The 18,117-nt window shown below is 67.4% G+C and carries 20 protein-coding genes and 1 pseudogene; 5 read left to right on the top strand and 16 right to left on the bottom strand.

The window, feature by feature from the left end:
* Nucleotides 1-62: 62 nt before the first annotated feature.
* The 5 genes from ACFWYM_RS03970 to ACFWYM_RS03990 are packed head-to-tail and all read right to left on the bottom strand — an operon-like array spanning nt 63 to nt 4,226.
* The gene (locus tag ACFWYM_RS03970) at nt 63-854 is read right to left on the bottom strand and encodes a hypothetical protein (protein ID WP_384829605.1); all 792 of its coding nucleotides are present in this window, start codon (nt 852-854) and stop codon (nt 63-65) included.
* Complete coding sequence (locus ACFWYM_RS03975; protein WP_384829606.1) at nt 851-1,579, bottom strand: hypothetical protein; 729 nt, start codon at nt 1,577-1,579, stop codon at nt 851-853. The genes ACFWYM_RS03970 and ACFWYM_RS03975 overlap by 4 nt, the downstream gene beginning before the upstream one ends.
* 41 nt (nt 1,580-1,620) lie before the next feature.
* The gene (locus tag ACFWYM_RS03980; protein WP_384829608.1) at nt 1,621-2,526 is read right to left on the bottom strand and encodes a hypothetical protein; all 906 of its coding nucleotides are present in this window, start codon (nt 2,524-2,526) and stop codon (nt 1,621-1,623) included.
* A 6-nt stretch (nt 2,527-2,532) separates the two neighbouring features.
* Nucleotides 2,533-3,915: a putative T7SS-secreted protein gene (locus ACFWYM_RS03985; protein WP_384829610.1), complete on the bottom strand. Its 1,383-nt coding sequence runs from the start codon at nt 3,913-3,915 to the stop codon at nt 2,533-2,535.
* Nucleotides 3,912-4,226: a hypothetical protein gene (locus tag ACFWYM_RS03990; RefSeq protein WP_384829612.1), complete on the bottom strand. Its 315-nt coding sequence runs from the start codon at nt 4,224-4,226 to the stop codon at nt 3,912-3,914. Before ACFWYM_RS03990 ends, ACFWYM_RS03985 begins: the two co-directional genes overlap by 4 nt.
* Before the next feature lie 240 nt (nt 4,227-4,466).
* Here ACFWYM_RS03990 and ACFWYM_RS03995 point away from each other — a divergent pair, with 240 nt between their 5' ends.
* The 3 genes from ACFWYM_RS03995 to ACFWYM_RS04005 all read left to right on the top strand — a co-directional run bounded on the left by ACFWYM_RS03995 (nt 4,467) and on the right by ACFWYM_RS04005 (nt 6,562).
* The gene (locus ACFWYM_RS03995; protein ID WP_384829614.1) at nt 4,467-5,027 is read left to right on the top strand and encodes a hypothetical protein; all 561 of its coding nucleotides are present in this window, start codon (nt 4,467-4,469) and stop codon (nt 5,025-5,027) included.
* Between the two features lie 92 nt (nt 5,028-5,119).
* Entirely contained in the window at nt 5,120-5,551 is a 432-nt protein-coding gene (locus ACFWYM_RS04000; RefSeq protein ID WP_384829616.1) for a hypothetical protein, read from the top strand.
* 63 nt (nt 5,552-5,614) lie between these two features.
* The gene (locus tag ACFWYM_RS04005) at nt 5,615-6,562 is read left to right on the top strand and encodes a hypothetical protein (RefSeq protein ID WP_384829618.1); all 948 of its coding nucleotides are present in this window, start codon (nt 5,615-5,617) and stop codon (nt 6,560-6,562) included.
* 39 nt (nt 6,563-6,601) lie between these two features.
* On the opposite strand, the gene ACFWYM_RS04010 is transcribed toward ACFWYM_RS04005, so the two are convergent.
* The 4 genes from ACFWYM_RS04010 to ACFWYM_RS04025 all read right to left on the bottom strand — a co-directional run bounded on the left by ACFWYM_RS04010 (nt 6,602) and on the right by ACFWYM_RS04025 (nt 9,964).
* Entirely contained in the window at nt 6,602-7,348 is a 747-nt protein-coding gene (locus tag ACFWYM_RS04010; protein ID WP_384829620.1) for a hypothetical protein, read from the bottom strand.
* Between the two features lie 23 nt (nt 7,349-7,371).
* Nucleotides 7,372-8,286 carry a hypothetical protein gene (locus ACFWYM_RS04015; protein ID WP_384829622.1) on the bottom strand — a complete coding sequence of 305 codons (915 nt, stop codon included), beginning with the start codon at nt 8,284-8,286 and terminating at the stop codon, nt 7,372-7,374.
* 78 nt (nt 8,287-8,364) lie between these two features.
* The gene (locus ACFWYM_RS04020) at nt 8,365-9,660 is read right to left on the bottom strand and encodes a putative T7SS-secreted protein (RefSeq protein ID WP_384829624.1); all 1,296 of its coding nucleotides are present in this window, start codon (nt 9,658-9,660) and stop codon (nt 8,365-8,367) included.
* Between the two features lies 1 nt (nt 9,661).
* The gene (locus ACFWYM_RS04025; protein WP_384829626.1) at nt 9,662-9,964 is read right to left on the bottom strand and encodes a hypothetical protein; all 303 of its coding nucleotides are present in this window, start codon (nt 9,962-9,964) and stop codon (nt 9,662-9,664) included.
* Between the two features lie 538 nt (nt 9,965-10,502).
* On the opposite strand from ACFWYM_RS04025, the gene ACFWYM_RS04030 reads away from it, so the two are divergent.
* Nucleotides 10,503-11,144 (top strand): hypothetical protein, encoded by a 642-nt coding sequence (locus ACFWYM_RS04030; protein ID WP_384829628.1) that lies wholly within the window; start codon nt 10,503-10,505, stop codon nt 11,142-11,144.
* Between the two features lie 121 nt (nt 11,145-11,265).
* Here ACFWYM_RS04030 and ACFWYM_RS04035 read toward each other — a convergent pair whose 3' ends face one another.
* The 7 genes and pseudogenes from ACFWYM_RS04035 to ACFWYM_RS04065 all read right to left on the bottom strand — a co-directional run bounded on the left by ACFWYM_RS04035 (nt 11,266) and on the right by ACFWYM_RS04065 (nt 16,912).
* On the bottom strand, nt 11,266-12,351 hold the full coding sequence (locus ACFWYM_RS04035; protein WP_384829630.1) for a hypothetical protein: 1,086 nt from the start codon (nt 12,349-12,351) through the stop codon (nt 11,266-11,268).
* Nucleotides 12,348-13,019: a hypothetical protein gene (locus tag ACFWYM_RS04040; protein WP_384829632.1), complete on the bottom strand. Its 672-nt coding sequence runs from the start codon at nt 13,017-13,019 to the stop codon at nt 12,348-12,350. Before ACFWYM_RS04040 ends, ACFWYM_RS04035 begins: the two co-directional genes overlap by 4 nt.
* A gap of 428 nt (nt 13,020-13,447) precedes the next feature.
* On the bottom strand, nt 13,448-13,675 hold the full coding sequence (locus tag ACFWYM_RS04045; RefSeq protein WP_384829634.1) for a hypothetical protein: 228 nt from the start codon (nt 13,673-13,675) through the stop codon (nt 13,448-13,450).
* A 62-nt stretch (nt 13,676-13,737) separates the two neighbouring features.
* Nucleotides 13,738-13,941: pseudogene (locus ACFWYM_RS04050) on the bottom strand (hypothetical protein); the annotation flags it as partial.
* Nucleotides 13,942-14,034: 93 nt separating this feature from the next.
* Complete coding sequence (locus ACFWYM_RS04055) at nt 14,035-15,003, bottom strand: hypothetical protein (RefSeq protein WP_384829636.1); 969 nt, start codon at nt 15,001-15,003, stop codon at nt 14,035-14,037.
* 59 nt (nt 15,004-15,062) lie between these two features.
* Nucleotides 15,063-15,734, bottom strand: coding sequence for a hypothetical protein (locus ACFWYM_RS04060; protein WP_384829638.1), 672 nt, complete (start codon nt 15,732-15,734; stop codon nt 15,063-15,065).
* Between the two features lie 269 nt (nt 15,735-16,003).
* Nucleotides 16,004-16,912 (bottom strand): S1 family peptidase, encoded by a 909-nt coding sequence (locus tag ACFWYM_RS04065; protein WP_384829640.1) that lies wholly within the window; start codon nt 16,910-16,912, stop codon nt 16,004-16,006.
* A 441-nt stretch (nt 16,913-17,353) separates the two neighbouring features.
* On the opposite strand from ACFWYM_RS04065, the gene ACFWYM_RS04070 reads away from it, so the two are divergent.
* Nucleotides 17,354-18,085 (top strand): hypothetical protein, encoded by a 732-nt coding sequence (locus ACFWYM_RS04070; protein WP_384829642.1) that lies wholly within the window; start codon nt 17,354-17,356, stop codon nt 18,083-18,085.
* Nucleotides 18,086-18,117 lie beyond the last annotated feature (32 nt).

The raw sequence follows: 18,117 nt of genomic DNA on the forward strand, positions 1-18,117 counted from the left end.
CCTGCTCCCCGCCGGCTGACCCGCCGCACTTTACTGTCCGGTTCGCTCCGGCGAAACGGGGGTCAGGTCGTCGCCGGTGTGCCCGTCTCCCCCCACCGCCGCTCCTCCCTCACCCGGGCCCGAGCCTCCCGTACCGCCCAGAACCAGTGCCGGATTCCCGTCCCCAGTGCCCAGCCGCCCACGACGGTGAACGTCACGCCAAGACCCGCGAGCACCAGCGCCGACGGGTAGCCGGAGGGGACCGCCGCGGCGACCGCCACGAGGCCGAACATGAGGGGCGCCGAGGGCAGCGTCAGCCACGCGACGACCGCGCCGGAGACATGGACGAGGTGACCGCGGCCCTGGTGGTACACGGCGGCCTTGTCCCGCCAAGGCCGTCCGGCCCGCAGCAGGTCCCAGGGGGACGCGAGCTCTTCCGGGATCGCCCCCGGCGGCAGTGAACGGGCCGCCGGGTCGCGGTCGAGCGCCGTCCACTCCGCGAGCAGCCGCCGGGTCAGGCGCCCGCGGCGCAGCACGCGTGCGAATCCGGCGAGGGACAGTCCCGTGACGGCGAGTGCCAGAGCGGCGGCCGTGGTGCCCACGCCCCACTCGACGGCGTCGGGGGAGTCGGGAGCACCGAGGTCACCGAGGTCACCGAGGTTGCCCAGCCAGGTCACGGTCTCTGTCAGGATCAGCCAACTCGCCGACACGGCCAGGGTGGTGAGCCCCGCCCAGCCGAGGTCGCGCAGCCGCAGGGCGCCCCGGGTCAGCTGCGCGACGGCTGCGGCGCGGGTGGTGAGGAGGGAGGCCCGGTCGGGCCAGGCGAGGGGGTGAGGGACGGGTGGGAGGGGGTGAGCACGGGGGTGGAGATTCATTGCTGGTACGGGTTTGGGTGAGCAGTCGGGTTCGGGTTCGGGTTCGGGTTGGGGTCGGGGTTCGGGTTTGTGGATCGTGTGCGGCGGCCCATGGCGAACGCGCAGGCCACCACGGAGACGAGAGCCGCACCGGAGATCCCCGCGGCGACATACGTGCCCACCGTGCTCGGCGCCGACCGCTCCGGACCCACCTCGCCCTCGGGGTCTTCGAGCACGGTGAGCCGGTCGCCGCGCGCGAGGCCGCCGCAGTCGTCCAGGTCGCGTGCGAGCCTGCTGCCGTCGGAGACCCGGCTGAGCCGGCATGCGGGGTCCTGCCTGGGCTGCGTCACGAGCTCCGTCACCGTCACCGGGGTCCAGCGGCCACGGGCCGCGAGCACGTCGGCGGAGTGGCCGTTCCAGCAGAAGAGTGTGAGAGCGACCGCGGCGACGGCGTACCCGAGGGTGAAGTACCAGGTCCCGCCGAAGTAGTTGACCTCGGTGAGGAGGACGAGCAGCCCGGTGGCCACGACGACCAGCAGCACGTATGCCACCCAGCTGTCCCCGCGTACGAGAAGCAGGAGCAGACGGAGCGCGAAGGGCAGGGCGCAGGCGATCAGGCCGAGGAGGAGGCCGAGGCGGGTGAGGGCGGCGCGGGGCAGGCGGTGCTGGATGCCGTCGAGGCGGTGGCTGAGGGTGTGGACGGCGAAGGGTTCGCCGAGGCCGGGTGTGCCGTCGCCGCCGTTCATGGGGCCTCCTCCGGGGCTCACGCGGTGCTGTCCGTCGTGGTTCACGCGGCGCTGTCCGTCCCGCTCTCGTCCGCGCCATCGACCTCGGCGAACGTGGAGTTGCCGCCGATGAGGGCGACCGCGGCCGCGAGGGGCAGGACTTGATCGGGGTCGAGGCAGTTGCCGACGACGAGGAGCCCGTGGGCGGCGCCGGGCGCGCACGAGAGGGAGATGGCGAGCCCGATGCGACCGGCTCCGGTGCGACCGGCTCCGGTGCGGGAACCCGCACCGGGTGACGCCTTGGCCGCCCCCGCGTCGTCCGGCGTCACGCCGTCGTCGCCCCCTTCTCGGTCGTCGCCCCCTTCTCGGTCATCGCCCGCCTCTCGGTCATCGCCCGCCTCTCGGCTGTCGCCCGCCTCTCGGCTGTCGCCCGCCTCTCGGTCATCGGCTCCCTCCTGGGTGGGGGGAAAGAGGTGGAGCTCGCCCTCGTCGGACATGACCGGTCGGGAAATGACCCCGAACCCGATGCCCATGGCTGTCGGGTACGTCTCCACGTACACCTCACGGTCGGCCAACTCCTCGCCGAACAGCCGGGAGATGACCGTTCCCAGGTCGATGTCGGGCTGTGTCACCGGAAGGTCGACGACCGCGGCCATGATCTGCCAGACCGCGGGCCCGAGTTCGGTCTCGGGGAGCGACACGAGACCGTACGCGATGGCGCCCTGCTCGCGGAGCGTGCTGCGCCAGACCATGAGGGCCTCGGTGAGGTCGGCCCGCAGACCGGGCTCGCGGTGCGGGTAACTCTTGTCGATGAGGTCGGCACAGCGGGCGCGTGCGAGGGTCTCGTCGTCACCGGCGACGAGATCGAACCAGTCTTCAGGAGCGTAGAGGTTGACGGTGCCGCCCGTGCCGGGGACGCGAGTCGCCCCCTCGAAGGACAGGGAGGTGGGGGAGGCGGAGGAGGACATCTCTGATCAGTTGCCGCTCTGTCGGGGAACGAGGAAGGGGCCGGTGGGGGTCGGGAACTTCCCCAGGTCGGGCATCTTGGGCATGGACCACGGCGACTGCCCCTGGGCGATCTGCCCCAGAGCCGTCGCGCCACCACCCGGTACGAGTCCCATGAAGTTGCCGCCGATGGTGTTGGTGAACCGGGCGGCCTGGAAGCCGAACTCCGTCGTCTGCAGGCCCCCCTTGCCCATCCCGGCGCAGAACCGGAAGTAGCCCGGCACGCTGGGCAGCCCGGACTTGCTGCCGACCTTCATCGTGGCGCCGGCGATCTTCGCGTAGCTGCCCGTGGCGCCCGCCGCCTTCATCAGTTTCAGCCCGGCGCCGAAGGCGGCACCACCGAAGGCGAGGGTGACGGCGTCGATGATGACGGTCGGGTCGGTGAGGGCCTTCATGAAGCTGCCGGTCGTTCCGACGGCGGACAGGTAGTGGCTGGCCAGCGCCACGCCGCCCAGGATCAGCGCGGGGAGCGCGAGGAACTGGAGTCCGGGGATGAGGGACAGCAGACCCAGCACGGTGCTGGCGAACCCGGCGATGTCGCCGAGCACTTTGAGGAGCGGAGCGAGTTCCTTCAAGACGGACTTGATCTCGTCGAGAATGGCATCGCTGATCTCTCCGATGGTGTCGGCGAGTTCGCCGATCGCGTCGCCTATCCGGTCCCAGATGCCGGGCTCGTTGGGCGCGATGTCCATGGCGTGCTTGAGCCGGTCAGCGACGGACTCGCCCTTCTCCGTGTACTTGTTCCGCAGCCGCTCGGCCTGTCCGCGAAGCTCCTCCAGTTCCCCGTTGGCGGAGTGCAGGGCCTTCTCTTTGCCGCTCCGGTCGGCCTCCAGTTTTTCGCGCTTGGCCTTGTCCTCGTGGGACTCGTCCTTCGGCGGCAGGTTGCCGGGGCCGCCGGGGCCGCCGGGGAAGCCGGGGAAGCCGGTGCCGGGCTTGGGCGGCATCCCGTCGAGGTCCTTCTGGGCGGCGCCCGCCCGGTCCTTCGCCTCCTGGGCCAGCTGCTCGAGCCTGTCGGCCTCGCGCTGCCGCCCTTCCATGTACGACGTCCAGTCCTCCAACGCCTGCGCGGCCTGGCCGAACGAGTCCCGCGCGTCCTCGACCTTGGGCCGGAAGTCGTCGTGGAACTGCTCCCGGAATGCCTCGGCGGCCTTGCCGCGCCAGTCACCGCGCCCGGTTCCGTTCAGCACGTGGGCGATGTCGCGCAGGGAGTCCGCGGTGCGGCGCACGATGGCCGCGACGTGTTCGGCGGTGCGCTGGTCACCTGGGCAGGGGCAGAACCCGATCGCGGGGAAGCGGGCGTCGGCGGCGGGGTCGGGCCGCATCCAAGGGGCGTCGGAGTCCCAGCCGCTCACTTACTGTGCCCCTTCGCCGGTGCGGGCTTCTTGCGCAGCTCGTGTTCGATCTGGTCGTCCAGATCCTCGAAACTCTTCTTGATCTTCCCGAGCGCCTTGGATGCGGACTTCGAGAACTTCGCCAACTGCTTGATCCCGTACGACCATTCGTCCCCGAAGTCGTCCATGCGCCTGGCGAGCTTGATCACGCCCATCGACTTGCCGTCGACGTCGTCCATCTCGCGGCAGGGCTTCTGCATGACGTCGGAGATGTTGGCGATGTCGTGCTGGGTCTTCTCCAGCATGTCGTAGTCGATGTAGAGGTCACTCATGGGGTCAGTTGAACCTGGGATGGTGAGGGGAAGGGGAAGATCAGTTCGGGTTTGATGGGTTGGCTATGGCTTGCTGACGGGTTGGCTATGGATTGCTGATGCCGTCTTGACGGGGGCCGGGCGGGGCGGGGGCGGGGGCTCCGGGGCTGGTGCTCTGTCGGAGGGTGCGGGTGTTGCGAGGTGGGTCTGATGCGTTGGGGGTGCCGGGTGGTGGAGAGGAGGCCGAGGTGCTGTGGAGCAATGACTGCGGCTGACCCGTCACGTGACCCACTGATCGACCGGGCCGACGCCGCCATCGGGATCGGCCATGTCGGACAGGAGAAGGCTGCCGAGGTGGTCGCGGCCGTCCCGGAGTCCCGGTACAGGGCGCTCGACTGGCTGCGCACGCTCGCTGACGCCGGACAGTGGCGCAGCTTCGAGCGGCTCGCGGGCGTGGCCCTGCACGTTCATCCGGAAGGACTCGCAGAGATCCTGATCTCCGCGCTGGCGTCGGCGGGTTCACGCGGCGAGGTGAACGTCGAGGACCTGGTGGACATGCTGGGCGAACTCCGTGCACCGGAAGCGGTGGGCGCGCTGGCGGCGCTGTTGCACGAACGCAGGGAATCCGACGCACCCTTCTTCCCCCTGTCCGTGAAGAGCGTCCAGTCGCTCGCCGAGATCGGAACGCCTGAGGCACTGACCGTCCTCCGCGGGGTCGCCACCGGTGCTGACTGGCCGAACCCCGTGAGATGGCACGCGGCCGAAGAACTGGGCATCGAGGAGGAGCTCGGCTACGACGAGGACGAGATGCTCAGGCCGTAGCATCGGCGTGCCGTCGCGATGCCGGACGTCGGTCACCCTCAGGGGGACCTCAGGGGGACCTCAGGGGGACCTCAGGGGAGAGGGAGCCACCCATGATCCGCTTCTCGTTCGACGTGGACCCGTCCGAGCTCGAACCTCCCTCGCCGGGTTTCGCGTTGGGCGACATGGAAGTGATGGGTGGCGGGGGCCGGGCGACGTCGCGGGGACACACTCCGGACCAGTCGATGATGATCTTCGTGGCGCTGAGCGACCTCCTCGACGGCCTGCGGACGCTCGCCGTGCGCGGGAGCGGGTCCTTCCACTTCGTGGGGACGGACTCTTCGTTCCGACTGGACTTCACGCTCGGCAAGGGAGACCGGATCACCACGAGGGACGGCTCCCGGCTCGTCGACGCCGCGTCCCCGGCCACCGAGGTGCTCGAAGCGGCGTACAGGTCGGCGAGGCCGTTCTTCGAACGCCACCAAGGGCTTGCTGAAGTGCTGGGGTGCTGCGGCGGTTGCGGGTCGCCGATCGGGTTTCGTTAGCCTGCCCTTCGACAAGGAGAACCCAGAACTCAGAGCTCAGAGAACACCAGTGGAGCGGCTTCTATGGCACCGTGGACCCCTGCCCCGGGCGAGACTCTCCTGGCCCGTGACTCCATCGCCTTCGCCAGTGGCACGGCCGGCACGGTCGACGGCATGCGCTGGTTCCGGGACCCGGAACGCAAGGACATCCAGGGCGAGTTGGTGCGGTACGGGTGGCCGGAGGGGCCCGTCCACACCGCGAACCCGGTGCCCCCGCCCAAGAGAAAGGGATCCAAGTCCCTTCGTAGGGCTGGGGTCTTCGGGCTCGGGGCCCTCGCCGCCGTCGTCCTGGTCGCGCTCGCGGCCATATTCGACGGGGCCAGTCCCAGCGGTGGCTCCGGCGGTGGCGGCAAGGGGCCCGGTCGCCCCAGGAAGCCCGAGGACGAGGTCGATGACTTCCCCGTCATGTGGGCCGCGCCGGGGAGCACGGCTCGCACCCTGCCCTGGCAGCTCGACCCGGCCCGCCGCCCCGACGGCGACTACCGCACCCACCTGGCCGTCACTGACCGGCGCATCGTCGTCCTCGGCTTTCCCGGCGACGATCCCAACCAGGACGAGGTCCTCTGGGAGATCGGGCGGGAACACCTCGCGAGCGTGGAGAGGATGCCGTACAGCAAGGTGTGGGGAGACGTGAAGATCCGCTTCGCGGACGGCTCCTGGTGCCGACTGGCGCCGCCCGAAGAGCGCTTCGCGTGGCCGGTGGCGCTCCATCTCGCGCAGCAGCCGACAGGGCCGATCGCCGTCGAGTCACTGCCGCGGCGTCATCGGGCCTACATCGCCAAGCACGTCGTGACCGAGGCAGACCGCGATCCCGCAGTGGATCCCGTCGTCACGCGCCGCCCCAACGGTAAGTTCCTCGTCGAGACCACTCGCGCCAAGCCCGTGCATCCCGACCACGGGGTCGAGAAGGAGATGACACTGCTGAGCAAGCGCGGGCTGCGCATGGCGCCCATGGAGTCGACCCTCTGGTGAGCCGAGGGCGGCGGGTCAGCCTGTTGCGACGTCCTCCTCTTACGCGTCTCCTTCCGCGTCCTCTTCCGTGTCCACCCCTAGGGGCTCGGTGAAGCTGACCGTCTGGAGGATCGATCCCATCATGTCGCAGAACTCGCCCCAGTAGTCCGTGGAAGCGGTGTAGAGCGTGAAGACCGCCGTGAACGGACCGGTGGGGAACGGGACATGGACCTGGATCTGGCCGGTGAGGAGTTCCACCTCCTCGCCGCTCTCGGTCACTTCCGGGTTGAGCTTGAATTCCTTGAGGGTGACGCACGACACCGCAGGGCCGCAGGGTAGATCGAGCCAGCGGGCGTCGTTGTACGGGTCGCGCGAGAGGATCGCGAGAATTCCCTGGGCGACGACGTCGGTGTCGGCCCGCGCCTGGTCCGTGGGGACGGCGGCCACGGTGAACGCGCACTGGGCCACGCCGTCGGCCCCTGCGGCCCGGACGACGTCGTCCTCTTCCGTGTTCTCCGCGGTCTCCTCCGCCGTGGAGAACAGCCCCATCGCCGCGTACGAGACGCCCGTGTCCGCCATGAGTTCCGCGATCGCCGAGTAGTAGGGGGCGGCGGGTTCCCAGATGCTGTCGTCGCCGTGCGAGTAGAGCTCTCGTACGAAGGAATGGGCGCGTTCGGTGCGTTCTTCGGCTGTGGCGGCCAGGGGGAGCGCGAAGAATCCCTCAGGGGAGAGGAACCAGATCGGTGGGGGTTCGATGCCGGTGTCGAGAGGTGGCAGCGCGTCCGTGGGGCTGGTGGGGGTTGTCATGGTGAGTGGCTGTCCTGGTGGAATCAGAGGTCTTCCGGGTGGAGGTCGGCGTACTCCACCTCGCTGCCGTCGTCGTTCATGTGGAAGTTGTCACTGCCCGCACCGAAGAATGCGCTGAGCTGGTCGGGCACGAACGCCTCAGCTCGGTAGTGCCCGCACGGCAGGCGCGTCACGAAGGGTTCCGAGTGGTCCGATGCGCGAGTGGTGGCGAGGAAGTTGTCGATGGCCTCTCGCTGCGCCGGTGTCAGGGATTCCCAGGGAATCAAGTCGGGGGTTGAGACCAGGTATCGGGTGAGCTTGCCCCGGGACAGGGAGCTCAGCCTGCACCATGAGCCGTCGGTGAAGGAGACCTGTACGTCCCACCCGTCTTTGAAGTTGCGGGGCTCGACCTTGCTGATGGTGGACCGAGGGGTTTCCCAGAGGACTTCGTCTTCGATCCGGCGCTCGTCCTTCTTGTAGTAGGGGAGGCCGACGATGACCAGGCGGCGATCGGTGATGATCGCGTGGGTGCGGTAGTGCTTTTCGTCCGAGCGCCCGGGGTCCAACTGCCAGGGGAGCGTTCGGGCAAGGGCGTTGGGGGCGGCCCACATGACGGGGAAGTCTTCGACCTCGTCCGCCCGGTTGTCAGGAGTATCCGAGCCGGAATCGCCGAAAGGGCTGCCACTGGCATTGCCCCCGAAGGCGCTGAGCACGGCCATGATGGCGCCGCCCACGGCCATTGCCCCGCCCTTCCCCGCCTTCCGTGAAAGGGAGGCCCCAGACGAATGAGCCGTGTACACCGGCCCTTCGGGCCACCCGGGCAATTCGCTCTGGATGTCATTGCGCTCGTTGTCGCGGAACCAGCGCATGCCCTTGACGCGTGTGGCTGCTCCCGTGGCGAAAGTTGCAGGAGCGCGGGCAAGGAGCGTCTCGCCCGGGTCGGGCTGCCAGATGTCCATATCCGTACGACTCTTCCTGTGCGACGACCAGGCCCGGTTGCCCGGAGCCTTCACTCTGTCAGTTCGCCCCGCGTCCGCTCAGCTCCCCGAGGTCGACTGCGAGAAACGATCGCCCGGGAAGAGCGCTTCTCCAACGTGCTGGTGAATGCTCGTGATCTTGGGGAAGATCTTCGCTCCGGCGTCGATGGCGATACCGGCACCCATGGGGTTGATGTTCACCTTGGGGATCATGTTCAGTCCCTTGGATCCCAGCCACTGTCCTTCGTGATAGCCCGCTACAGCCAGACCACCCATGCGGGACTTGAGTCCGCTGGTGGCGTGCGCCACCTCGTAGACATCCTCGGACTTTCCACCGATCTTCACCAGACCAGCCTTGCCGATGCCCCCAGTGAGCTTGCTCGAGTTCTTCCCGAAGGCCATGAGGATCTTCGATTGGCCAATGCTGGTGTACTTGAATCCCTTGCCCAGGTTTGCGGCGGTGGCGATTGCCTTGCCCTCGCCGACGACCTTGATCCCCTTGCTGAACATGCCGATCCCCGGCATCAGCCCCACCGCATCCATCCCGATCTGCATCCAACTCACATCGGCCCCAGCGGCTTTCGCCAGCCCGTGTGCCGCCAGTGCGAGTCCGCTCGTGATCAAGGCGGCCGTGCCGAAGATCGCCGCGAGAGGCGGGAACGGGAGGGTGATGATGGCCAGCAGACCGAGCACCGCGGTCAGGTCACTCAACAGATCACCGATCAGCTTGATCAGATCGGCATGGTCCTTGATCCACTTACCGGCCGCGTCCCACGCGTCCGCCACGCCCTTGGTGAGCTTGTCCCAGAAGCCGGGCTCGTCCGGGGCGATGTCGTCCGCCTTGTCGAGCTCCTTGCTGATCTGGCCGGCGGCCTTGTTGTAGCGGTCCTCGAGGTCGTGGACCTCGTTGGTGACCTGGTCGACGGCCGAGGACTCCTCGCCGAAGCCCTTGTCCTTCTCCGCTTCCTTGCCGCCCTTGGCCTTGGCCTCCTCGGACTTGGACTTGGCCTTGTCGCGCTCCTCGAGCTTCTCCCCGGCCTTCTTCTCGAGCCGGTCCGCTTCGAGTTGGAAGTCGTGGAGTTCGCCCGCCCACTTGTGCAGGGCGCGCGACGCCTTGTCGAACGAGTCGTGGCTCTTGCGGATGAGGGGGGTGACGTCCTCCCCGATGTACTCGGTGAAGGCGAGCGCGGTCTTGCCCTTCCAGGCTCCGCACTCGATGCGCTCCAAGTTCCTCAGCGCGTCGCCGAGTTCGCCGGCCAGGCCGCCGAGCTTCTTCGCGAGGTCCCGAGTGTCCTCCACGTCCCCCGGTGTGGGGTCCCAGCCGATGTGCGGAAAGGCCGGACGCTTGCCCGCCACGTCACTTGCCCTTCTTCTTCGTCGACTTGAGCGACTCGGCCAGGTCCTGGTCGAGCTTGCTGAACTCGGTGTCGATCTTGTCGATCATCTTGACGGCGCCGTGCGTGTGCTTGCCGAGCTGCTTGACTCCGTAGCTCCACTCGTCGGAGAAGTCGTGCACGTCCTCGACGAGGCTCTTCGCGCCGACGACCGACCCGTCCGTGTTCTTGAGCGTGCGTCGCACGGCGTCCATCCGGTCACTGACCGTGGAGAACGTCTTCTTCAGTTCCGCGAAGATCGTGTCGTCGAGCCGTAGGTCACTCATGTCGTGATCCGGTTCCCCTGAGCGAGCGAGCGAGCGTGTGGGTGCTGGAGCTGGCGACGTGGCGCCAATCAGGGTCTCTGCAGGGGTAGTTCACGGTGGTGTCGACTACGGCCCCGTTGCGACCTTCCGTGCGAAGAGCGTATCGCCGAGGTGGAAAAACATATGAGGGGGGTCAAGATTGCGCTAGGGGTCATTGAGGGGGCTGTGGCGGGTGATATGGGGCGAGAGTGTGGAAAGAGTGAAGGTCGCGGGTCGGTGCGGCAGTGGTTGAACTTCTATTGGAGTTCTCTTGGGAATTCATTTGCTCGCTCCGTTGCTCGCTCCGTTGCTCGCTCCGGTGCTTGGTCCGTGAGGTGTCCGCCGGGCGATCGTGAAGCCCTCAGCGAGGCGGGCGGGCGGTGATGTGTGCGACGGCCATCGTTCGAAAGGCTGACCCCGGCCGATTAGGCTGACGAGCCACAGGCACGACCGCCGAGCCGACACCGGCACGGCTCACAAGGGACCGAGGGACCGAGGGACCGAGGGGACGGGGGACACCATGGCCCGCTACACGGAAGCGCAGACCATCGCGCGCGGTGGCTTCAGCATCAAGGTGCCGGAGACCTGGTGGGAGTTCGACGTGCGGCCCGAGTCGCGGGACGCCAGCATCCGGCAGATGATCAACGACCGGGTGCGGGAGCGGCCCGAGCTGGCCCCGCACCGGGAGACCTTCGAGGCGTTTCTGCGCAAGGCGTCGAAGGAGGCGTGGCAGTCCGGGGCGCTGTACTGCGGCTGCATGGCCGAGAGCTTCGGCGGTGACACCCCGATCACCGGATCCGTGACCGTGTCGCTGGTCGGCGCCCGGACGGAGAAGGGCGACTTCCTGCCCACCGACCCCGCGCAGATCGTCGCCCAGCTCGCGGTGCGCGAGGCCAAGCGGGAGGGGGATGCGTGGCGGAAGGTGACCACCGTCGACATCCCGGGGGTCGGGCTCGCGGCACGTACGTACGGGATCGAGGACGTGTCCGTGCCGGGCGACGACCGGACGGTGCGGGTCGTGCTCATGCAGACCTTCATCCCCGTACCCGGGCAGGAGGGCAAGGTGGCTCTCGTCTCCGGCAGCAGCCAGATCCTGGACCTCGCGGACTCCTTCTTCGACATCTTCGACGCGGTCACCTCGACGTTCCGGTTCGCGGAGTAGCCGCCGCCTATCCCTCTGGGGCAGGCCCTTGTGACGCGTCGCGCGTGACGTGACGAAGCCCCGTACGCCGCCGTTGTGAGCGGAGTACGGGGCTTCCTTCGTACGGCTGGGCCGTGGGCCGTCAGCGGTTGACCGCCTGGGCCTCCTCGACCGTGATGTCCTGAACGGCCTCGATCGTGCCGTTCGGCATCTTGACCGGGGCGGCCTGTCCCGTGCCCGTCCAGCTGATCTCCCACGTCAGGGTCGCCTTCAGCGGGAACGTGCCGCCGTTCGACGAGCGGAGGTACGTGATGCCGCACGGCGGGGTCTTGTCGGCCTTGCCCTTGGCGTACGGCTCACCGATCTTGCCGCCGACGATGGGGCACTCGCCGTTCGCCGGGAGGGTGGTGGCGTTCTCCGTGCCCGGGTTGAGCGTGAGCGACTTGGGCTTCGCGGTCGTCGTCGCCTGGAGGTGGAAGCCGGGGACGTTGATCTCCGCCGTCGCCTGGACCTCGTCGAACTTGGCCTTGTCCAGCCAGATCCACGTCGGCAGGTTCACCTTGGACTTGCCGTCGGGGGCGAGGGTGACCTTGGTGTCGGGGAGCTGCATGTGCTGGTAGGCGAGGGCGGCCAGCATCTTCGGGGTGATGGCCTCTTCGTACTGGGGCGGCGCGGGCTCGCCGTTGTCGACCCAGAAGGGCAGGTCGGTGCAGGACGTCCGCTTGAGATAGTCGGGCTCGTTGGGGTTCTCGACCCCGGCCCAGAACATCCCCTTGCCGTCCTTGTCGGTGTTGTAGTCCTTGTAGCCGGGGGTGTCCGTCCAGCCGTAGTCGTCCTCGTAATGGCGCTGCATTTCGCTGAGGGCCGCGCCCGCGTGACCGCCCATGCCGGGCGCGTTCATCTGGTCCTTGATGCTCTTGGACATCTTCTTCTTGAAGTCCTTGGCGCCCATGTACGGGGCGTACCAGCAGGGCGGCGGGTCCCATTTGACGTCGGTGGACTCGACGTTGCCCTTGCCTCCGCCCTTGGTCACGGAGCCGGAGTAGTGGACCTGGGCGGCGGCGTAGATGCCGTTCTTTCCGTCGCCGCCGCCGTCTTCCTTGGTGCCGCCGTTGCCTGTATTCACTGGTTCCGCCACGGCGTGGGGAGCAGCGAGAATGAGGGAGCTGATCGCGAGGGTCAGGGCAGCCGTGCTGGTGCCCAGAGCCGTACGCCGTGATCTGTTCACTGGCACTTCTCCGCCTTCGTCTCTACGAACACCTTGGATGCCTGCCACAGGCCCTTGCCGGTCGGGAACTTGACCATGACGACCTTGTAGTAGTTGAAGTCCTTGATGCCGGGCTTGGCCTTCAGGACCTTGCCCGTCTTTACTTCCTTGCCGTAGAACTTCCCGGTGTCCGCACAGAATGCGACCTCCACGGAATTCCCGTTCGCGGTGGACCGCGTGGTGGCCTGGTAGTGACGGCGGGTGCCGGTGGCGGTCCAACCGCCCTTGATCCATTCGTTGATCTGGGTCTTGCCGTAGGTGAGTCCGTCGCCTGTGCTGTACGCGGTCAGTGCCGCGTCCTCCGTCGTCCGCTTGTCCACGCCCCGGTAAATGGCGCGGAAGAAGTTGGCGGCATCGCCCATCGCCGCTGCCTCGTTCTTGTCCTTCGGCTTGTCCCAGTCGAAGGTCAGCTTCATGTCCTTGGGCAGGGACAGGTCCACGCCATCGGAGGAGTCCTGTTCCGAACCACCCGCAGGCTCGCCCGACTTCTTCGGCTTCTCCGACCCCTGACCGGCACCGGCGATCTTGTCGTCCTTGGACTTGCCGTCGTCCCCACTTCCACAGGCCGTCAGCAACAGGGCTGCGGTCGCGGCGAGCGCGGCAGCGACGGGCAGGGTGCGGCGGTTCACGGTGGGCTCCTGGTGGGATGGGCCGGGGTGGGGCGCGATTTCCGTCAAGGGCAATGACGGTAACCGTGGGGTGTGCGGTTTCACCAGAGTGAATTGGCTTACGGGGGTGGCCTAATGGGGGCGAATCAGGGAAAGGCCGGGCATACGGAGAGCTCGATCTTGTAATGCGGAAGCGAGGGCTCGACTTTCGCCTATGCGTGTGCATGGGCCATGAACTTCGGGGCTGTGGTTGTCGGCTCGCTTGATCGATTGACGGAGAGCGAACGCGGGTGGCGGCCGGCAGTCGACATGGTGACCGACGGCCTTCGCCACGTCATGCCGACCATGGTGGCCTGAGCCCTGCTCAGCGTGTGTGCGGCGATGGCTGTGTGCGTGAGGACGCCGGGCCGGGCATCCCCCGGCAGCTCGGCTTGGCATCACCGCTGAGGTCAGGAGTTTCCTGCCTCGTGCCATCCGACCGCCCAGTTCCCTTCGGAGAAGAACCCTTCCAGGGACGGGTAATCCTCTGCCCAATAGTCACCGCAGCCATTCTTGAATTCCCGGTCATGGGCCAGCAGGATCAAGTAACTCGGCGGTGAGTCGGGGAGCTCCTCGACTCGGACGTATTTCCCTGCTTCATCCCCGGTCCGGATGAACCCCACCTTGTTGATTTCCATCACTGGTCCTCCTCGGTGATGTGGGGGCTATTCGATGAGACGGTAGCCTGGCCCCAGGAAGCCGCCAGGGCCTGCGCGCGCTCCAGCTTCGGCCAGTAGTCCGCGAGGGCGTCGCCCGCCATCCCCTTGGTGTCGCGGAGCACATCGGACACGTCGTCCGCGAAGTCGTGCAGGTTCTTCGCGAGACTGCGAACGCGCTGTGGATCACCGGGAGTTGGGTCCTTGTCCAGATCCAGGACATGCCAGTCGGCAGGACGGTGCGACAAGGTTCCATTCCCCCGTGGTACCCCGCGTGTGGTGCGCGGTGTTTGCTGTCTGGATCAGAGCGTGGGAGTGGGTGCTGCCAGGCGGGTGGCCGGTCAGCGGTTCACCGCCTGGGCTTCCTCGACCGTCACCGGCTGGTTGTTGCCGTACTCGCCGTTGGGGAGGTCCACCGGCTTGTCCTGGCCTGTGCCCGTCCAGGAGATCTTCCAGACCGCGGTGGCCTGGAGGTTGAACGTGCCGTTGCCGGATGAGCGGAGGTAGGTGACGCCGCAGGGCGGGGTCTGGTTGGCCTTGCCCTTCGCATACGGCTCGCCGATCGAACCGTCCTTGTTCACCGCGCACTCGCCCGAGGCGGGGTGGATCGTGGCGTCCTCGGTACCCGGCTTGAAGGTCAGGGAGGACGGCGTGGCGGTGGTGGTGGCCTCGATGTGGAGGTCACCCGCGTCGAGGGAGGCCGTCACCGAGACCGGCTTGAAGTTCGCCTTGTCCAGCCAGGCCCAGGTCGGCATGTTGACCTTGGAGGGGCCGTCGGGGGCGAGGGTCACCTTGGTGCCGGGGACCTTGATGTGGTTGTAGGCGAGGTTGGCGAGGACCTCTGCGTCGATGACGTTCTCGACGTCGGGCTTCTCACCGTTCTTGACCCAGAAGGGAGGCTTGCTGCACTTCTGCTGCTCCTCGAGTGTGGCGTCGGGGCTGAACTGGGCGCCCCACCACATGCCTTCCTTCTCCTTGTCGATGTTGTAGTTGTCCTTGGCGTACTTCTGGTTCTCGTCCGACATTTCATTGAGGGCGTCGCGAGGAGCACCCGGATCGTGCCGCGCGCCGTAGTACAGCCGGTCGCGGTAGCCGCGGAACTCGCTGGCCTTCCACTCGGGTGCGTACCAGCACGGCGGCGGCGTCCAGTTGGTGTCGACGGACGTGATGGGGCCGCCGCCCTTGGCGTTCCCCGAAGACCGGAAGGAGATCTTGGCGTAGGCGCCGACGTCGCGGTCGCGGCCGGATTCCTTGGTGGCACCGCTGTCGGTGCTGATCTCTCCACCGGCGAGTGCCGGCGTGCTGGACAACAAGATCAGTGCGCCGCAAAGAGCGGATGTTATGAGCGACTTGCGCATGTTCATCCCCGTTATCCCTTGCACTGCTGGGCGTTGGCCTCCACCTTGATCCGGTCTGCCCGCCAGAGGCCCTTGTTCGACTTGGCGGCCTTCATCGAGACCTGCCAGAAGGAGTAGTCCTTGACGCTGGGCTTGGTCTGGTGGACCTTCTTGGTCTTCACTTCCTTGCTGAAGTACTTGGTGTCATCGGTGCAGAAAGTGACGACGACGTTCTTGTGCTTCGTGATGGTCTTGGCCGTCACGTTCTCGATACTGCGCTCACCTGTGATGGTGAAGCCGGCGGCGATGTTCTTCTTGATCTGGTCCTTCGCGTAGACGAAAGACGGGCCACCGTATTCCGAGTAGAACTTGTACGCGGCGCCTTCCGCGTCCTGCTTCACGATCCCGTACGCGATGGACTGCGTGTAGTTCCGGGCGTCGTTCCAGGCGGCGGACTGGTCCGGATCCGACAAGTTCGGGTCCTTGACGGTGAGCTTCAGGTCCGACGGCAGCTTGATGTCCGGCCGATCGATCTTCGCCCCCGAGCTCGCACTCGCACTGGGAGACTCCTTCTTCTTCCCGTCCCCCGCCCCCGCGATCTTGTCCCCGGAATCCTTGTCGTCCCCGCCCCCGCACCCGGTGAGCAAGAGAGCAGCGGCAGCCGTGAGCGAGACGGCGACTGGCAGGACACGACTGCGGTTCACGAGCGACTCCCGGTGGGGCGACAGTTCCTCAAGCCATCCGAAGGTACTGAAGTGGACATCCTCAGCACCAGGGTCAAGGCCCTGAAGTGTCAAGGGTCTCGACCGTGCAAATGCCCAGTACAAAAAGGGGCAAGTTCGGGCGGGAAGTGTCGAGTTCGGGCAGTGCAACCTGTTACTTCAACGAGACATCTCGCGCCGGTCGCCGGGGCGCACCAACCTCTGCGCGCCCCGGCGGCCGGTATCCCTCAGGCCCTCAGGCCCTCAGGCCCTCAGCCCCTCCGCAAAACCCCCCGCACCCTCTTCCCCTCCACCGACTCACCCAACGTCTTCCACAGCCTCGACGAGCTCAGCGACACATACACGCCCGGAGCCCCCTGCTCCCCGCACCCGTCCCCGTACGACACCACCCCCGTCTGGATCGGGGCCTCCCGCCCCGGCACCTTTCGGAAGACGGGGCCGCCGCTGTCGCCCTGGCAGGAGTCCTTGCCCTCGACTCCCGCGCAGAAGTTGACCTTCGCGTCGTAGTCCTTGTAGCTCACCTTGCATTCCGCGTGGGACAGCACGGGAACCCGTACCTGGCGCAGGCGGTCCGGTGTGTGGGGGAGGGACGAGTCCGTGTTGCCCCAGCCCGTCACCGTGGCCTTCTGGCCGGGGCGGATCAGGGCGTCCGTGCCCTGGGTGGGGAGGGCGACCGGGGCCACGCCCCGTACCGGCTTCGACAGCTGGATGAAGCCGATGTCGTACGCCTCCTGGCCCTTCAGATAGCGGGGGTGGACCACCACCCCGCCCTTCGCCACGTTGCGGGTCACGCCCTGGTTGGTCGAGGACAGGACCGTGCGGCCCACCACTGCCTGGAGGGACTTCGGGCTGACCGGCCTGCCCGTCTCCTCGTCCACCAGGCAGTGCGCCGCCGTCATCACCACGTCCGGGCGCACCAGGCTCGCGCCGCAGAACTGGCGGTCCTGCGGGGTGCCGCGGCCCTTCTCCAGGAGGGCCGTCATAAAGGGGTACGCGTCGTTCGGCGCCGCCGTGCCGCCGATGATCGCGTGGGCCGCCGGGGCGTTCACCGTCCCCGCGATCGCCGCCCCCGCGAGCACCGCGAGGGTCGTCGCCAGGGTTGCCGTGGTGGTCGACGCCGTTCTCTTTGTCCGTGTTGCTGCTATCTCGTGCTGCTTCATTCCGTGCATGGGGGGCTAAGTCACTCTCACGTAGCAGGAGTTGATGCTTTCGCCTGATAGAGGGGTGTGCGCATCTGTGGGTTCAGCCGGAGAAGGGCCCTTACGGCCCCAATTCGCCCCCCGGTCAGTCCCGCTGCAAACACTCTCTGTTCGCTCCCGCACACTCGCCCCGGCTCCGGAACACCGAATCAGATGTCGGAACCATTGAGTGGGGATTGCGCGTGAATAACGATGGTGGGCGGCTCCAGAGGTGCCAGGTCACGGTGCGGTTCGCGATCCGGAACGCGCCTTGAGGGGCTTATGTGCTGCTGATACGGTGCGATGACTTGACACGGTGACTGGGGGCTGAGGGGCGATTCGACGCCCGCCCCAGAGCGTGCGCACAGCACGCGAACGTGTCTCAAATGACCGAATTTTCTTGGGCGTGCGGGGAGCAGTTGCGTGAAGATCCAAGAGCGTACGGGGGCGGGCAGTGGACGCTCCGCCGCACCGGCTCAGGGTGCCGTCGGTGAGCGCCTTCCCGCGCCGCCTCGCGAGCGCAAACCCGCGCTCGCCGCGCTGGCCGTTCTGCTGATTCTGATCGGCGCACTCGGCGCCACCATGCTCGTGCTGCGGGCCGGTGACCGTATCGAGGTCGTCAAGGTCACCAAGGAGATCCCGGCCGGGGAGTCCGTCGAGAAGGGCGTGAACGTGACCTCGGTCATGGTCGCCGAGGACTCCGGCATCAATTACGTGAAGTGGTCGCAGGTCGGTGCGCTCGCGAAGCTGAAGGCGACCAACACCATCCCGAAGGGCTCCGTCGCCGTCGGTGAGATGTTCTCCGACAAGGGCAGCCTTCCGGCGGGCAAGGCCGCGGTCGGGCTGTCCCTGAAGGAGGGGCAGTTCCCGGCCGGTCTGAAGGTCGGTGACACCGTCGCCGCCTACCACGTCGGGGCCAACAACTCCGGCAACTCCGGCGGCAAGGGCGGGACCAGCGGTGGGTCCGCTGCCGCCGGTGAGCCCATCGTGGCCAAGGCCCGCGTCAACACCGTTGGCGGCAACAGCGATTCGACCGTCAGCAGCGGCAACCTCAGCGTCACGCTGCTCGTCGACGAGGCGGACGCCGGGGCGCTGACCCAGGCCGCCGCAGCCAACGAGGTCTCCCTCGTCTTCGTCACTCCCGCCGGCAACTAGCGGCACACCGAGAAGTCGCCGCAGGCAGCCGA

The sequence above is a fragment of the Streptomyces sp. NPDC059009 genome (assembly GCF_042740175.1).
Lineage (GTDB): Bacteria > Actinomycetota > Actinomycetes > Streptomycetales > Streptomycetaceae > Streptomyces.

Coding starts and splice junctions, on each gene's coding strand:
- ACFWYM_RS03970 (WP_384829605.1), bottom strand. CDS start 854: ATGAATCTCCACCCCCGTGCTCACCCCCTCCCACCCGTCCCTCACCCC.
- ACFWYM_RS03975 (WP_384829606.1), bottom strand. CDS start 1,579: ATGAACGGCGGCGACGGCACACCCGGCCTCGGCGAACCCTTCGCCGTC.
- ACFWYM_RS03980 (WP_384829608.1), bottom strand. CDS start 2,526: ATGTCCTCCTCCGCCTCCCCCACCTCCCTGTCCTTCGAGGGGGCGACT.
- ACFWYM_RS03990 (WP_384829612.1), bottom strand. CDS start 4,226: ATGAGTGACCTCTACATCGACTACGACATGCTGGAGAAGACCCAGCAC.
- ACFWYM_RS03995 (WP_384829614.1), top strand. CDS start 4,467: ATGACTGCGGCTGACCCGTCACGTGACCCACTGATCGACCGGGCCGAC.
- ACFWYM_RS04000 (WP_384829616.1), top strand. CDS start 5,120: ATGATCCGCTTCTCGTTCGACGTGGACCCGTCCGAGCTCGAACCTCCC.
- ACFWYM_RS04005 (WP_384829618.1), top strand. CDS start 5,615: ATGGCACCGTGGACCCCTGCCCCGGGCGAGACTCTCCTGGCCCGTGAC.
- ACFWYM_RS04010 (WP_384829620.1), bottom strand. CDS start 7,348: ATGACAACCCCCACCAGCCCCACGGACGCGCTGCCACCTCTCGACACC.
- ACFWYM_RS04015 (WP_384829622.1), bottom strand. CDS start 8,286: ATGGACATCTGGCAGCCCGACCCGGGCGAGACGCTCCTTGCCCGCGCT.
- ACFWYM_RS04025 (WP_384829626.1), bottom strand. CDS start 9,964: ATGAGTGACCTACGGCTCGACGACACGATCTTCGCGGAACTGAAGAAG.
- ACFWYM_RS04030 (WP_384829628.1), top strand. CDS start 10,503: ATGGCCCGCTACACGGAAGCGCAGACCATCGCGCGCGGTGGCTTCAGC.
- ACFWYM_RS04045 (WP_384829634.1), bottom strand. CDS start 13,675: ATGGAAATCAACAAGGTGGGGTTCATCCGGACCGGGGATGAAGCAGGG.
- ACFWYM_RS04065 (WP_384829640.1), bottom strand. CDS start 16,912: ATGAAGCAGCACGAGATAGCAGCAACACGGACAAAGAGAACGGCGTCG.